The organism is Streptomyces sp. MCA2, assembly GCF_023544705.1.
Lineage (GTDB): Bacteria > Actinomycetota > Actinomycetes > Streptomycetales > Streptomycetaceae > Streptomyces > Streptomyces decoyicus.
This window is the reverse complement of the sequence record NZ_JAMJFM010000075.1, coordinates 1-15,253: the sequence shown is the minus strand read 5'-3', so window position 1 is coordinate 15,253 and position 15,253 is coordinate 1. Positions and strand designations below refer to the sequence as shown.

The following is a 15,253-nucleotide window of genomic DNA, read 5'->3' as shown; positions in this document are numbered from 1 at the left end:
CGCTGTCCTTCCGTCCTTCCCGCCCTGCCCGCCTTCATCGCCCCTCTCACCCGCCCCGTCACCCACGGCCTCACAGCGCCAGCCGCCAGTCCTGGCCGACCAGGTCCTGTCCGAAGCTGTGGTGCGCCGACTCGGCGACCAGCTCGAAGCCGGCCCGCTGATAGATGCCGCGGGCCGCACCCAGGACGGAATTGGTCCACAGCACCATCTCGTCGTATCCGGCGTCCCGGGCGAACTCCACGCAGGAATCCACGAGTTGACGGCCCACCCCGTGGCCGCGGGCGCCGGGCTCCACCAGCAGCAGCCGCAGCCGGGCGACCTTGGGCCTGCCGTCCCGTACGCACATCACCGCGCCCACCCGCTCCCCGCCCAGCTCCGCTATCCAGGTGCGGTCCCACCGCGGGTCGAACTGCTCGGCGTACTCCGCGACGATCCGGGCCACCAGCGCCTCGTAGCTCAGATCGAAGCCGTACTCGGCGGCGTAGAGCGCCGCGTTGCGCTCCACCATCCAGCCCAGGTCCCCGGGGCCGGACGTGCGCAGCGCGACCTCGGGGGCACGGTCCCCGTCGCCCTGCTCCGCCTCCTTGCCGAGCAGCGCGCGGATGGTCCGCATCGAGTCCGCCAGACGGGCCCGGTCCGCCGCCGGCAGCCGCTCCAGCAGCGACCCCGCGGCGTCCTGGGAGCGCTCCTCCAGCAGGCCGGCCGCCTCCCGGCCGCCCTCGGTCAGCGTGATGCGCTGGCGCCGGGGGTCCTGCTCGGACTTGCCGCGGGTGATCAGCTCACGGTCCTCGAACCTGCCGAGCAGCCGGCTGAGATAGCCCGCGTCCAGCGACAGCGAGGCGCGCAGGTCGGCGGCGTCCACCCGCGGATGGTTGGCGACCTCGTAGAGCACCCGGGCCTCGGTGAGGGTGAACGGGGTGTAGAGATGGCGCCCGTAGTCGAGGGCACCGATCAGGTTCGTATAGAAGCGGTTGAACCGGCGCAGCTCGCGGACGTCGGCCGCGGCGTCGGGTCCTGCGTCGCGCGCCGCGCCGGACGGCGTTGCGGACGTCGTGGCGGATGGTGTCCCGGTTGGCATCGTCGCCCCCTCACCCTTGACTGAGTCAAGGATACGCGGAGGCCGGCCGCCACCGCCAGGACCGGTGGAAAACTCCTTCGCGCGGGTTTCGTCCGGCCGTCCGGCTCGTAGGTTCCTGACCTGAGAGCGCGACTCCCATCTCGGAGAGGGGACGGGCCGTGGCAGACACGACCGTACGCATCGCCATGAACGGAGTGACCGGGCGCATGGGGCAGCGCCAGCATCTGGTCCGCTCCCTCCTCGCCCTGCGGGATCAGGGCGGCCTCGAACTCGCCGACGGCACGGCGATCCGGCCCGAACCGGTGCTCGTCGGCCGCAGCGCGCCCAAGCTGCGGGCACTGGCCGAACGGCACGGCCTGGCGCACTGGACCTGCGACCTCGACGCCGTACTGGGCGACGACACCATCGGCCTCTACTTCGACGCGCAGGTCACCGCCGCCCGCGAGGAGGCCGTGAAGAAAGCGATCGCCGCCGGAAAGCCCCTCTACGTCGAAAAGCCCACCGCCGGCAGCCTCGCGGGCGCGCTGGAGCTGGCCCGGCTGGCCCAGGAGGCGGGCGTCAAGAACGGCGTCGTCCAGGACAAGCTCTTCCTGCCGGGCCTGCGCAAGCTCCGCCGCCTCGTCGAGGGCGGCTTCTTCGGCCGCATCCTGTCCGTACGGGGCGAGTTCGGCTACTGGGTCTTCGAAGGCGACTGGCAGCAGGCACAGCGCCCCTCCTGGAACTACCGGGCCGAGGACGGCGGCGGCATCGCGGCCGACATGTTCCCGCACTGGGAGTACGTCCTGCACGAACTGTTCGGGCCGGTCAGAACCGTCCAGGCGCACCTGGCCACGCACCTGCCACGCCGCTGGGACGAGTCGGGCACCCCCTACGAAGCCACCGCCGACGACGCCGCATACGCCCTCTTCGAGCTGCCCGGCGGCATCGTCGCCCAGATCAACTCCTCCTGGGCGGTCCGGGTGCACCGCGACGAACTGGTGGAGTTCCAGGTCGACGGCACCGAGGGCTCGGCCGTCGCCGGACTGCGCCACTGCCGTGTCCAGCACCGTGCCCACACCCCCAAGCCGGTGTGGAACCCCGACCTCCCGGCCGCCGAGCCGTTCCGCGCGCAGTGGCAGGAGGTCCCCGACAACGACACCTTCGACAACGCCTTCAAGACGCAGTGGGAGCTGTTCCTGCGGCATGTCGTCCGCGACGAGCCCTGGCACTGGGACCTGGCGGCGGGCGCCCGCGGCGTCCAGCTCGCCGAACTGGCCCGGCGGTCCTCGGCGGAGGGCCGCCGCCTGGACGTACCGGAGCTGAGCCGGTGAACGCGCCCGCCGACCCCGCCCCGTCCGCGGCGCACCCCGCGGCCCGGCCCGCTTCCGCGCGGCCCCCGCTGTGCTCCCGTACGGTCCTCGCCGCCGCCCATGTGGTCGCCGATCCGCACGCCGTCACCACCCCGGACGGCCCGGCCGCCGTCGACTGGGACGCCACCCTCGCCTTCCGGCACCACCTGTGGTCGCACGGACTGGGCGTGGCCGAGGCGATGGACACCGCACAGCGCGGCGCGGGCCTGGACTGGGGCGCCGCCGCCGAACTGATCCGGCGCTCCGCCGCCGAGGCCAGGGCGGTCGGCGGCCTGCTCGCCTGCGGCGTCGGCACCGACCAACTGCCGCCGCACGGCGCCTCCCTGGCCGACGTCCGCGGCGCGTACGAGGAACAGCTCGGGCTCGTCGAGGACGCCGGCGCCCGGCCGGTGCTGATGGCGTCCCGCCAGCTGGCCGCGGCCGCCACCGGACCGGAGGACTACCAGGAGCTCTACGGCCACCTCCTGCGCCAGGCCGCCCGGCCGGTGATCCTGCACTGGCTCGGCCCGGTGTTCGACCCGGCGCTGGCGGGCTACTGGGGCAGCGCGGACCCCGACGCCGCCACGGAGACCCTCCTCGCGATCATCGCCGGCCACCCCGGCCAGGTGGACGGCGTCAAGGTCTCCCTGCTGGACGCCGGCCGGGAGGTACGGCTGCGCCGCCGGCTGCCCGGGACGGTGCGCTGCTACACCGGCGACGACTTCCACTACCCGGAGCTGATCGCCGGCGACGACCACGGCTTCAGCGAGGCACTGCTGGGCATCTTCGACCCGCTCGCCCCGCCCGCCGCCGAAGCCGTACGCCTCCTGGACGCCGGGGACACCGCGGGCTTCCGGGCCGTCCTGGACCCCACCGTCGCGCTCTCCCGGCACCTCTTCCAGGCGCCCACCCGCCACTACAAGACCGGCATCGTCCTGCTGGCCTGGCTGGCGGGCCACCAGTCGCACTTCACCATGGTCGGCGGTCTCCAGTCGGCCCGCTCCCTGCCGCATCTGCGGCGCGCCCACGAACTCGCCGACGGGCTCGGCCTGTTCCCCGACCCGGAGCTCGCCGCCCACCGGATGCGCACCCTGCTCGCGGTGTACGGGGCGGAGGACGCATGAGCGACGACGCCCCCACCCTCCTCGACCGGCTCAGCCTCAACCAGCAGACCCTCCGGCAGTGGTCGCTGCCCGAACTCGCCGACGGCTGCGCACGGGCGGGCGTACGGGGCGTGGGTCTGTGGCGCGCGCCCGTGCAGGAGTACGGGGCGGCCGCGGCCGCCCGGCTCGTACGGGACGCCGGGCTGCGGGTCACCAGCCTGTGCCGCGGCGGGTTCTTCACCGCGCTGGACCCGGGCGAGCGGGCCGCCGCCCTGGACGACAACCGGGCGGCCGTCGACGAGGCGGCCGCCCTCGGGACCGACACCCTGGTCCTGGTCTCCGGCGGACTGCCGGCCGGCAGCCGGGACCTGCCCGGCGCCCGGGAGCGGGTCGCCGACGCACTGGGCGAGTTGGGCCCCTACGCCGCCGAACGGGGCGTCCGGCTCGCGGTCGAACCGCTGCACCCCATGTACGCGGCGGACCGCTGTGTGGTCTCGACGCTCGCCCAGGCGCTGGACCTCGCCGAACGGTTCCCCGCCGAGCAGGTGGGCGTGGTCGTGGACACCTACCACCTGTGGTGGGACGACACCGTCGGCGCGCAGATCGGCCGCGCCGGCGGCACCGGCACGGAGAACGGTTCGCGGATCGCCGCCTTCCAGCTCGCCGACTGGGTCACGCCCCTGCCCGCGGGTGTCCTGCTGGGGCGCGGGCAGCTCGGGGACGGCGTGGTGGATCTGCGCTGGTTCAGACAGCGGGTCGATGCGGCCGGCTACCGGGGGCCCGTCGAAGTGGAGATCTTCCACCCGGCACTGTGGGCGCGGGACGGCACGGAGGTACTGGCCGAGATCGTGGACCGCTTCCTGACGCACGTCGGCTGACGAGAGGCACGCTGGCTGACGCGTCGGCTGACCGGAGACGCGTCGGCTGACGAGGGAAAAGCGCACAGCGGGTACCGGAGAAATAACTCAGCGGATGCGCGCAACCGTTGGCCGTCCACAAAGGTCATAGCTGACGCTGGTCCCGAAAGGGGAGGGGCCCGGGGGGGACCCGGGGCCGGCACGGAGGGGGAATCGAGGGGCCCGACCAACGGACGGGCCCCTCGATGGGGAGCCGGTTCTCCCGCCTCCCGGCGCGGTGTCAGACCCCGGCGGTACGGTCGGTCCATGGTCAACGCAGCCGTGGTGGAAGGGGTCCTGGAGCGGATCACCTACGCCAACGAGGAGAGCGGCTACACCGTCGCGAGGGTCGACACGGGGCGCGGCGCGGGCGATCTGCTGACCGTCGTCGGCGCGCTGCTCGGGGCGCAGCCGGGCGAATCGCTGCGCATGGAGGGCCGCTGGGGCTCCCACCCCCAGTACGGCAAGCAGTTCACCGTCGAGAACTACACCACCCTCCTGCCCGCGACGATCCAGGGCATCCGCCGCTATCTGGGCTCCGGCCTGATCAAGGGCATCGGACCCCGCATCGCCGACCGCATCGTCGAACACTTCGGCACGGACACCCTCGAGGTCATCGAGCACGAACCCGGGCGTCTGGTGGAGGTACCCGGCCTGGGCCCCAAGCGGACGAAGATGATCGGCGCGGCGTGGGAGGAGCAGAAGGCCATCAAGGAGGTCATGGTCTTCCTCCAGGGCGTCGGTGTGTCCACCTCCATCGCCGTGCGGATCTACAAGAAGTACGGCGACGCCTCCATCTCCGTCGTCCGCAACGAGCCCTACCGCCTGGCCGCCGACGTCTGGGGCATCGGCTTCCTGACCGCCGACCGCATCGCCCAGTCCGTGGGCATCCCGCACGACAGCCCGGACCGGGTCAAGGCGGGCCTGCAATACGCGCTGTCGCAGTCCACCGACCAGGGCCACTGCTTCCTCCCCGAGGAACAACTGATCGCCGACGCCGTGAAGTTGCTCCAGGTGGACACGGGCCTGGTCATCGACTGTCTCAGCGAGCTGGCCGCGGACCCGGAGGGCGTGGTCCGCGAGAAGGTGCCGGGCGGCGCGGACGGTGCGCCGCCCGTGACCGCCGTCTACCTGGTGCCCTTCCACCGCGCAGAGATCTCCCTGGCCGGCCGGCTGACCCGGCTGCTGCGTACGGACGAGGACCGGATGCCGGCGTTCCGGGACGTCGTCTGGGACAAGGCGCTCGCCTGGCTGGCGCGCCGGACGGGCGCCGAGCTGGCCCCCGAGCAGCAGCAGGCGGTGCGGCTGGCGCTGACGCAGAAGGTCGCGGTGCTCACCGGCGGGCCGGGCTGCGGCAAGTCCTTCACCGTCCGGTCCGTCGTCGAGCTGGCCCGCGCCAAGAAGGCCAAGGTGGTGCTGGCGGCGCCGACGGGCCGGGCGGCCAAACGGCTCTCGGAGCTGACCGGCGCGGAGGCCTCCACGGTCCACCGCCTCCTGGAGCTCAAGCCGGGCGGGGACGCCGCCTATGACGCGGAGCGGCCGCTGGACGCCGATCTGGTGGTCGTCGACGAGGCCTCGATGCTGGACCTGCTGCTCGCCAACAAGCTGGTCAAGGCGGTGCCACCGGGCGCCCATCTGCTGCTGGTCGGGGACGTCGACCAGCTGCCGTCGGTGGGCGCGGGCGAGGTGCTGCGTGATCTGCTCGACGGGTCAGGACCCGTGCCGGCGGTCCGGCTGACCCGGATCTTCCGGCAGGCCCAGCAGTCCGGGGTGGTCACCAACGCCCACCGCATCAACTCCGGCGTCCCGCCCCTGACGACCGGCATGACGGATTTCTTCCTGTTCGCCGAGGACGACGCCGAGGAGGCCGCCCGGCTGACGGTGGATGTCGCGGCCCGCCGGATCCCGGCGAAGTTCGGCCTCGACCCCCGCCGGGACATCCAGGTGCTCACCCCGATGCACCGCGGCCCGGCCGGTGCGGGCGCCCTGAACGGCCTGCTCCAGCAGGCCGTCACCCCCGCCCGCCCCGATCTGCCCGAGCGCCGCTTCGGCGGCCGGGTCTTCCGCGTCGGCGACAAGGTCACCCAGATCCGTAACAACTACGAAAAAGGCCTCAACGGCGTCTTCAACGGCACGGTCGGCGTGGTCACCGCCCTGGACTCCGACGAGCAGCGGCTGACCGTGCGCACCGACGAGGACGAGGAGGTTCCGTACGACTTCGACGAACTCGACGAACTCGCCCACGCCTATGCCGTGACGATCCACCGCTCGCAGGGTAGTGAGTATCCAGCGGTGGTGATTCCGGTCACCACCAGTGCCTGGATGATGCTTCAGCGCAATTTGCTGTATACCGCTGTGACCCGGGCAAAGCGCTTGGTGGTCCTGGTCGGCTCCCGCAAGGCCCTGGGGCAGGCCGTCCGCACGGTATCCGCCGGTCGGCGGTGTACGGCGCTCGATCACCGGCTCGCCGGTGCGATGTGAGGTCACCCCTCTTTCCTATTCGGGGCGAAGGGGGGCAGGATGGGCACTCAGACGGCACTGAGTGCCGCAGACAGGCCCTATGGCCGACCCCGAGTGCACAACCAAGGCCCAAATGGGGGAAGGTATAGGCAGTCAGGGCACCTCGAAGAAGAGGCACAACGTCGGTGAGGGATGACGTGAGCGACAACTCTGTAGTACTGCGTTACGGGGACGGCGAATACAGCTACCCGGTCGTCGACAGCACTGTTGGCGACAAGGGCTTCGATATCTCGAAGCTTCGCGCCCAGACCGGTCTGGTGACCCTGGATTCCGGTTACGGCAACACCGCGGCGTATAAATCCGCGATCACCTATCTCGACGGTGAGAACGGCATTCTTCGTTACCGCGGGTACCCGATCGAGCAGCTCGCAGAGCGCAGCACGTTCGTCGAGACCGCGTACCTCCTCATCAACGGCGATCTGCCCACCGTCGATGAGCTGGCGAACTTCAAGCAGGACATCACGTACCACACCCTGCTGCACGAGGACGTCAAGCGCTTCTACGACGGCTTCCCCCGGGACGCCCACCCGATGGCGATGCTGTCCTCGGTCGTCAGCGCGCTGTCGACCTTCTACCAGGACAGCCACAACCCGTTCGACGAGCAGCAGCGCCACATCTCCACGATCCGGCTGCTGGCCAAGCTCCCGACGATCGCGGCCTACGCGTTCAAGAAGTCGGTCGGCCACCCGGTCGTCTACCCGAGCAACGACCTCGGGTACGTCGAGAACTTCCTGCGCATGACCTTCTCGGTGCCCGCCGCGGACTACGACCTCGACCCGGTGGTGGTCAGCGCCCTCGACAAGCTGCTGATCCTGCACGCGGACCACGAGCAGAACTGCTCGACCTCCACGGTCCGCCTGGTCGGCTCCTCGCAGGCGAACCTCTTCGCCTCGATCTCCGCCGGCATCAACGCCCTGTGGGGCCCCCTGCACGGCGGTGCCAACCAGTCCGTGCTGGAGATGCTGGAGGGCATCCAGCGCGACGGCGGCGACGTCGACAACTTCATCCGCAAGGTGAAGAACAAGGAAGACGGCGTGAAGCTCATGGGCTTCGGGCACCGCGTCTACAAGAACTTCGACCCCCGCGCGAAGATCATCAAGGCGGCGGCGCACGACGTCCTCTCCGCGCTCGGCAAGTCCGACGAGCTGCTGGACATCGCCCTCAAGCTGGAGGAGCATGCGCTCTCCGACGACTACTTCGTCGAGCGCAAGCTCTACCCGAACGTCGACTTCTACACCGGCCTGATCTACCGGGCCATGGGCTTCCCGACCGAGATGTTCACGGTGCTCTTCGCGCTCGGCCGGCTGCCCGGCTGGATCGCCCAGTGGCACGAGATGATCAAGGAGCCCGGCTCCCGCATCGGCCGCCCGCGGCAGATCTACACCGGTGTCGTCGAGCGCGACTTCGTGCCGGTCGAGGAGCGCTGACGGCCGCCCTTCGAGGGCAGCCCTGACGAGCGCAACGAGAAAGCGCCCCGCCTCCGGATCCCCCCACGGGTCCAGAGTGCGGGGCGCTTCCCCTATCCCGGCTGGATTCCCCCCACGGGATCCCTCCGGGTGTTCCGGGTTGCACCGCGATCTGCCGGGACGCGCACATTCGGGAGGGCCGCTCAAAGCTCCCCGGGCGCGTCGCCCCGGCCACGCGTAGCCGGGCACGATCCCCCAAGATCTGCACGGCTGTTGCAGTGCAAGCCCCGCCGGGGTGCCTGCACTGCCCGGTTAGACTCACGACCCCCCTCAATGGTTACGTTCCGATGAGTGTGATCTGGGTCTCTTGCCATATGGGGGCGAATGCGGTCAAGGGCCTCGATCTGGAGATCGAGGCCCTTCGGTATGGGTGTTGTGTCAGTTGTAAGGGCCGTGTGAAATTTCGTGGGCGCGGGCCGCTGATGGCCACGAAGGCCGCGGACCGCCCCTGTGTACCGCGAGCCCGGCCTGCACCGCGGGTGGTGGAACCCGAAGCCGGGGATCAGGCCGCCTGGCCCACGAGTTCGTAGCCGGCCTCGTCGACGGCCGCGCGCACGGCGTCCTCGTCCAGCGGGGCCTTGGACGTGACGGTCACCAGGCCGGTGGCCGCGACCGCCTGCACCGAGCTGACCCCGGCGAGCTCGCCCAACTCGGACGACACCGCCCCCTCGCAGTGGCCGCAGGTCATGCCCGTGACCCTGTAGGTGGTGGTCACCTCGCCGACCTGGACGTCGGTGCCGCCGGAGTGGCAGGAGCTTTCGGGGGTGCAGCAGGAGCCGTTCTCTGCCATGGGGGATTCTCCTTGTGGTGCCGATGTGTTCCGTGTGGTGCCAAGTGTCGGGGCGCCGCAACGCACCGCGAGAGGCCCCGGCGGCTGCCGGTGTCTCCCGACCCTGAACACTGTATACCCCTAGGGGGTATCAATCCAGGCTCCGGCGCGCCCATCGCGTTGCCACGCGCCCCACCTCGCGTCAGCCTTGGGTTACGGGCTCGGGGCGGATCCGAGGAGGCGGCCGTATGGACGTACTCGCCCTCTACGGCCTGCTGGTGCTCACCACGCTGCCACCACTGGTCCCCAACTCCGCCCTGCTTGTCACGACCGGAGTACTCGCCGCCCGGGGTGAGGTGTTCCTCCCCCTGATCCTGCTCATCGTCGGAGGCAGCGCACTGCTGGGAGACCTCCTGATGTACCTGGCCGCCCGGCGGTTCGGTGAACCCGTACGCGCCTGGATGCGCCGCAAGCCCCGCCGCGAGGCACTGCTGGAATGGACCTCGCGCCGGATCCAGCGCTACGGCCTGCCCTTCGTGATCGCCATACGGTTCCTGCCCAGCGGGCGGATCGCCGGCGCCCTGGCCTCCGGCGTGCTGCGCTACCCGCTGCGCAAGTACGTCCTCGGTGCCGGAATCGCCGAGGCGACCTGGGCGACGTACTCGGTCGGACTCGGCTACCTCGGCAGCGCCACCACCGGCCGCCCGCTCTACGCCGCCGGCATCGGCTTCGGCGTCTCCTGCGCGGTCGCCGCGGTCGGCGCCGCGATCCAGTGGGCCGCCCGCCGCCGCACCCTGCGCGAACCGTCGGAGGAGAGCGGCGAGGGCGAGAGCGGCGGGACCTCCAAGGGGGGCGACGGGGAGTCGGGGGACGGGTGGGGCGGCCGGGCCTCGTCTGCGGCGACGTGACGGGTGAGGGGGGTAGGGGGTAGGGCGGGCGCGCGATTTCGGCGCCACCGTGCCGTCGCTGTCGGCCTGTTGCTGTCTGCTGCCTCCGCTGCCGTCTGCCGTCTGTTGTCGACTGCCACCGGAGCCGTGTCGCCGTAGCCATACTGCTGCCGCCATGTTGCTGTCGGCGCCGGAGCGATTGTCAGTGGGTGCCCTTACAGTTCAGGCATGACGTTGATTACGGAGAGTGACGGCTCGGCTCTGTCGCGGGTGCGGATCGAGCCGTGGACGGCGGCCGACCTCGATCTGCTGCGCAGGACCAACGCACCGGAAATGACCGCCCATCTGGGCGGTCCGGAGGCCGAGGAGCAACTGCTCGCCCGGCATGCGCGCTATCTCGACCTCCGCGGAGCGGGGCAGATGTTCCGCATCGTCCTCGACCCGGAGGGCGCGGTGGCCGGGTCCATAGGCTTCTGGGAGCGGGAACAGCAGGGGGAGAAGGTGTACGAGACGGGGTGGGGCGTGCTGCCCGAGTTCCAGGGCCGGGGCATCGCGGTGGCGGCGGCGCGCGAGGTCATCGCGGCAGCCAGGGCCGAGGGCCGGCACCGCTCGCTGCATGCCTTTCCGTCGGTGGAGCACGCCGCATCCAACGCGGTCTGCCGCAAGGCCGGGTTCGCCCTCGTCGGAGAGCGTGCCTTCGAGTATCCGAAGGGGCACATGATGCGCTCCAACGAGTGGCGGCTGGACCTGACCGCGGCAGCGGGACCGGCACCGTCGGACCGTGCCGGCGAAGGGAGTTGAGGGGCGGGAGGGTGTGATGAAGGGGACGTCAGGAAGCCGGGGTCGCTCACGCGCCCGGAGCCGCTCCACCGGAAGGGGCCCGGACATCCGCCACGGCGACCGGCTCGCCGGTGCGTCGCGAACGCTCGCACGCCTCGGCGACATAGAGCGCCTCCAGCGCCTCCGCCGGGGAGCACGGGCTCGGCGCACGGCCCGCCACGACCTCGGCGAAGACGCCCAGTTCGGTGACGTAAGCGTCGTGGAAGCGTTCCATGAACGTGGCGTACGGGTCGGCGGCCCGCTGCCACGACAGCTTCGCCTCGGCCGACGGCAGCGGCGCCCGGTCGTCAAGGCCGACGAAGCGGGCGCCCTCGGAGCCGCAGACCTCCAGGCGGACGTCATGGCCCGCCCCGTTGTAGCGGGTCGCCGTGACGGTGGCCAGGGTGTCGTCGTCAAAGCGCAGCAGCGCCGCGCAGGTGTCCACATCGTCACCGTCGGCGAAGAAGGGCGCGCCGCGGTTGGCGCCCTGGGCGTAGACCGAGACCACCTCGCGGCCGGTGAGCCAGCGCAGGATGTCGAAGTCATGGATGCTGCAATCCCGGAACAGCCCGCCGGAGGTGGGGATATAGCCGGCGGGCGGCGGCGTCCGGTCGCTGGTGCAGGCGCGCAGGGTGTGCAGCCAGCCCAGCTCCCCGGAGCGCAGCGCCTCGCGGGCGGCGCGGTAGCCCGCGTCGAAGCGACGCTGGAAGCCGATCTGTACGGGCACGGTGCCGGCCTGCGCCCGCTCCACCACACCGACGGTGCCGGGCACGTCCAGTGCGACCGGCTTCTCGCAGAACACCGGCACCCCGGCGTCCAGGGCCTGGTGAATCAGGGTGGCGTGGGCGCTGGTCGCGGCAGTGATCACCACGCCGTCCGGACCGTCCGCGTACATCTCCTCGATGCTCGCGGCGGCCCGTACGCCGAGGGTCTGTGCCAGTGACGCGGCGCGGGCGGTGTCCACATCCGCGACCACGATGTCCGTGACGCCCGGGACGCTCCGCAGGGTGTGGGCGTGGAACGCGCCGATGCGCCCGGTGCCGATCAGACCGATCTTCATGCCTCGGGTCCTTTCCGGAAGTACGGAGGGAGGAGAAGGAGGGGGAGGGGGATGAGGGGGAGGGGGAAGGGCGGGCGAGGGAGACGGGAGATGAGGAGGGAGGGGACGCCCGCCACGACTACTTGGAACGGTCCAAAGCTGCCATCACCGGCACCCTGCATGTCCTGATGTCCGCATGTCAACCGTTCTACAGGGGCGCAGTGGTGCATTGAGGCCCGCCCGCTCCCCTGGATTGACGCTCACCCGCCCCGATGGAAGGATTTCCGGCTATGGAACGGTCCAACCAGCGAGTCCACGGACGGCCCGGAGAGCGGTCCGGAGACGGGCCCGGGCAGCGGCCCGGAGCGCGGTCCGGAGAGCCGTCCGGCGACAGGGCCGGAGAGCGATCGGGAGTGCGGCCGGGAGCGCGATCGGGAGCGGACCGGCCCCCGACGATCCGCGGTGTCGCCGAGCGCGCGGGCGTCTCCAAGTCGCTGGTCTCGCTCGTGTTGCAGGGCTCGCCGCGGGTGAGCGACGCCAAGCGGCAGGCCGTGCTGGCGGCCATCGAGGAGCTGGGCTACCGGCCGAACGCCGCGGCCCGCAGCCTCGTCGCACGCCGTACGCACACCGTCGGCGTGCTGCTGAACGATATGCGCAACCCCTGGTTCGTCGAGGTGCTCGACGGCCTGAACTCCCTGCTACAGGCGCACGGCCTGCGGATGCTGATGGCCGACGGCCGACTGGACCGGCGGGCCGGCCAGGATTTCGCCCGTACCTTCCAGGAGCTGCGGGTCGACGGCATCGTCGTCGTCGGCACGCTCCCGGACACCGACGGCCTCGCCGAGGTCGCCGAACGGCTGCCGACCGTCATCGCGGGCAACCATGAACCCCGGCTGCCGCGCGTCGACCTGGTCGCCAACGACGACGAGCGCGGCGCCCGGCTCGCCACCGAGCACCTCATCGGCCTCGGCCACCGACGGATCGCCCATATCGCCGGGCAGGGGCTGGTCGGCGAACTCCGCCGACGCGGCTTCGAGTCCGCCGTACGCGCCCACGGCCTGGCGGCGAGCGCCGTAGTGGAGAACGGCGACGGGACCGAGGAGGGCGGCTACCGCGCCGCCGTCCGGCTGCTCAACCCCTCGCGCGGCTCGGGGCGCCCCGTCGCCGAACGCCCCACCGCCGTCTTCGCGTTCAACGACATCTCCGGCGTCGGCGCACTGTCCGCCGCCCAGGAGCTGGGCCTGGAGGTCCCCGCCGACCTCTCCCTCGTCGGCTACGACAACACCTACCTCGCCCGTATCCGCCACCTCTGGCTGAACTCGGTGAACAACGCCAGCCACGAGGTCGGCCGACGGGCGGCACGCTGCCTCCTGGACCGCATGGAACGCCCGGACGCCCCGGCCGGTCAGCAACTCGTCGCCCCGGAACTGGAGATCAGGGGCTCGACGGCACCACCCCGACCCGTCTGACCCCCGCGCAGGCTTAAGTCCCTGCGCCTGTACGTCCCTGCGCCTGTACGTCCCTGCGTCCGCGCGTCCCTGCGCCCGTACGTCCCTATGCCTGTACGTCCGTGCGTCCCTGCGCTCGTGCGTCCCTACGCCCGTGCGTCCCTTCGTCCGTGCGTCCCTACGCCCGTGCGTCCCTTCGTCCGTGCGTCCCTTCGCGCCGCAGTTCGTGGTCCACCGCTCGCAGCAGGGTCAGCAGCATCCTGTTCAACGGGGTGGCGATGCCGTGCCGTTCACCGGCCCTGACCACCGCGCCGGTGAGGAACTCGTGCTCCAGGGGGCGGCCCGCGAGGCGGTCGTAGAGCATGGAGGAGCCGCCGTCCGGAGGTGCGGTGGCATACAGCTCCAGCGTCCTGGTGATGTCCGCTTCGCCGATGTCCGCGCCCTCGGCGCGCGCGACGACGGCTGCCTCACGCAGCAGATCGCGGGTGAGCGCGGCCATCTCCGGGTCGGCGAGGATCCCAATCCGCTGCTGGAGCAGGGCGGTGATCGGATTGGCCGCGAGGTTGGTGAACAGCTTGCGCCAGGCGGCCGTGGTGAAGTCGGCGACGCGATGCACCCGCAGGCCGCTGCCGTCCAGCACGGCGGCGAACCGGTCGGCCAACGGGCCCTCGGGCACATGCAGTTCACTGGCGACGTGATGCAGGATCCGGCCGGGCGCGGTGCGCTCCGCCGAGATGTAGACGACGGTGGGAAGGATGCGGGTGCCCCGGGGAACGAGCGGAGCGACGCGCTCCTCCAGGCCGATGCCGTTCTGAAGCACCGCGACGGCCGTGTCCCGGCCGCACAGCCGCCGTAGCCAGCCCTCGGCGCCCGGGGTGTCCTGCGCCTTGGTGGTCAGCAGCACCCAGTCGACCGGCGCCACCTGCGCCGGGTCGGTGACGATACGTACCGCCGCGGGCCGGACCGTGCCGCCGCTCTCGACGCTGAGACTCTCCAGCGGGCTGCGGACGCACAGCGTGACGTCGAGACCGGCCCACTGGGCAAGGGCGGCGGTGTAGCCACCGATCGCGCCGCCGCCGATCACCGCGATCCGGGCGGGCGCCGCTGCCTGGGGTTTCTGGGGCATACCTCGATCGTAGAGCCGGGAAGGCCTGGCGGGCGGTGTCGCCCGGCCCCGGCATCGCCCGGCATCGCCCGGCAGCATCCGGGGCCGCCGGGGCTGCCGGGGCCCGGGCCGGTCCGGTGGCTCTCAGCGCCGGCCGCGTTGGCCCGGCCGCCGCGCCACCCACGCTCTGACCGTGTCGGCGAACCAGTACGGTTTCCCGCCCTCCACCAGATCCGGTTCGGGCAGCAGCCCGTGCTTGCGGTAGGAGCGCACGGTGTCCGGCTGCACCTGGATGTGCGCGGCGATCTCCTTGTACGACCAGAGCTTGCGGTCGGTCATCTCTGCCACCTCCTGAGCGCCGTTCGCAGGGTCGGCCCGGGGGAGCCGGCAGGGGGCTGCGTACGGCCTGGTGATCACTCACCCTGTGCCTGGACAACGACACCGAGTAACCATCGGGGAGGGGCTGTTGATCGGCTGTGACGGAAACCCCGCGTAACGGTGACAGCTGTGACGCGGGGCGGATGGCTGTGACGGGGGCGGGACGGTTCGGAACCGGGGCGGGATGGTTCAGAACGGGGGCGGGGGGGCGGTCCGGAACAGGGGCGAGCCGGTCGGTCGGCGTGGGGCAGGTGGGCATGGGCCGCGGCGGGTGCAGCGGTCCAGGGAGTGCCACGCGGTCCGGAAAGAGCCGTGGTCCGAGGAATGGCGCGGTCCGGAAAGAGTCGCGGTCCGAGGGATGCCATGGTCCGAGAGCTGCCGAGGTAGGGGAAGAGCCGCGGTCCGGGAAGTGCCATG

The 15,253-nt window shown here is 71.6% G+C and carries 13 protein-coding genes; 8 read left to right on the top strand and 5 right to left on the bottom strand.

Annotation, left to right across the window (positions count from 1 at the left end; genetic code table 11):
- Nucleotides 1-70: 70 nt before the first annotated feature.
- Complete coding sequence (locus M8I34_RS37850) at nt 71-1,078, bottom strand: helix-turn-helix domain-containing GNAT family N-acetyltransferase (protein ID WP_250057517.1); 1,008 nt, start codon at nt 1,076-1,078, stop codon at nt 71-73.
- Between the two features lie 185 nt (nt 1,079-1,263).
- Here M8I34_RS37850 and M8I34_RS37845 point away from each other — a divergent pair, with 185 nt between their 5' ends.
- The 5 genes from M8I34_RS37845 (at nt 1,264) to M8I34_RS37825 (ending at nt 8,352) form a co-directional block, all read left to right on the top strand.
- On the top strand, nt 1,264-2,388 hold the full coding sequence (locus M8I34_RS37845) for a Gfo/Idh/MocA family oxidoreductase (RefSeq protein WP_284051274.1): 1,125 nt from the start codon (nt 1,264-1,266) through the stop codon (nt 2,386-2,388).
- The gene (locus M8I34_RS37840) at nt 2,385-3,530 is read left to right on the top strand and encodes a dihydrodipicolinate synthase family protein (protein ID WP_308372775.1); all 1,146 of its coding nucleotides are present in this window, start codon (nt 2,385-2,387) and stop codon (nt 3,528-3,530) included. The genes M8I34_RS37845 and M8I34_RS37840 overlap by 4 nt, the downstream gene beginning before the upstream one ends.
- The gene (locus M8I34_RS37835) at nt 3,527-4,387 is read left to right on the top strand and encodes a sugar phosphate isomerase/epimerase (protein WP_250057513.1); all 861 of its coding nucleotides are present in this window, start codon (nt 3,527-3,529) and stop codon (nt 4,385-4,387) included. The genes M8I34_RS37840 and M8I34_RS37835 overlap by 4 nt, the downstream gene beginning before the upstream one ends.
- Before the next feature lie 285 nt (nt 4,388-4,672).
- Nucleotides 4,673-6,886: an ATP-dependent RecD-like DNA helicase gene (locus M8I34_RS37830; RefSeq protein WP_250057511.1), complete on the top strand. Its 2,214-nt coding sequence runs from the start codon at nt 4,673-4,675 to the stop codon at nt 6,884-6,886.
- A gap of 176 nt (nt 6,887-7,062) precedes the next feature.
- A complete protein-coding gene (locus tag M8I34_RS37825) occupies nt 7,063-8,352 on the top strand; it encodes a citrate synthase (RefSeq protein ID WP_250057510.1) in 1,290 nt (429 codons plus the stop codon).
- Between the two features lie 541 nt (nt 8,353-8,893).
- On the opposite strand, the gene M8I34_RS37820 is transcribed toward M8I34_RS37825, so the two are convergent.
- Nucleotides 8,894-9,181: a heavy-metal-associated domain-containing protein gene (locus M8I34_RS37820; protein WP_250057507.1), complete on the bottom strand. Its 288-nt coding sequence runs from the start codon at nt 9,179-9,181 to the stop codon at nt 8,894-8,896.
- Between the two features lie 227 nt (nt 9,182-9,408).
- Between M8I34_RS37820 and M8I34_RS37815 the strand changes: the two genes are divergently transcribed.
- The gene (locus M8I34_RS37815) at nt 9,409-10,068 is read left to right on the top strand and encodes a DedA family protein (protein ID WP_250057505.1); all 660 of its coding nucleotides are present in this window, start codon (nt 9,409-9,411) and stop codon (nt 10,066-10,068) included.
- Between the two features lie 207 nt (nt 10,069-10,275).
- Complete coding sequence (locus M8I34_RS37810; RefSeq protein ID WP_250057503.1) at nt 10,276-10,848, top strand: GNAT family N-acetyltransferase; 573 nt, start codon at nt 10,276-10,278, stop codon at nt 10,846-10,848.
- Between the two features lie 46 nt (nt 10,849-10,894).
- On the opposite strand, the gene M8I34_RS37805 is transcribed toward M8I34_RS37810, so the two are convergent.
- Nucleotides 10,895-11,926: a Gfo/Idh/MocA family oxidoreductase gene (locus M8I34_RS37805; protein WP_250057501.1), complete on the bottom strand. Its 1,032-nt coding sequence runs from the start codon at nt 11,924-11,926 to the stop codon at nt 10,895-10,897.
- Between the two features lie 269 nt (nt 11,927-12,195).
- On the opposite strand from M8I34_RS37805, the gene M8I34_RS37800 reads away from it, so the two are divergent.
- Complete coding sequence (locus M8I34_RS37800; RefSeq protein ID WP_250057499.1) at nt 12,196-13,374, top strand: LacI family DNA-binding transcriptional regulator; 1,179 nt, start codon at nt 12,196-12,198, stop codon at nt 13,372-13,374.
- A 157-nt stretch (nt 13,375-13,531) separates the two neighbouring features.
- Here M8I34_RS37800 and M8I34_RS37795 read toward each other — a convergent pair whose 3' ends face one another.
- Together M8I34_RS37795 and M8I34_RS37790 are read right to left on the bottom strand one after the other, a co-directional pair.
- Nucleotides 13,532-14,479: a 2-dehydropantoate 2-reductase gene (locus M8I34_RS37795; RefSeq protein ID WP_250057497.1), complete on the bottom strand. Its 948-nt coding sequence runs from the start codon at nt 14,477-14,479 to the stop codon at nt 13,532-13,534.
- A gap of 123 nt (nt 14,480-14,602) precedes the next feature.
- The gene (locus M8I34_RS37790) at nt 14,603-14,797 is read right to left on the bottom strand and encodes an AlpA family transcriptional regulator (protein WP_030088067.1); all 195 of its coding nucleotides are present in this window, start codon (nt 14,795-14,797) and stop codon (nt 14,603-14,605) included.
- Nucleotides 14,798-15,253: the final 456 nt, after the last annotated feature.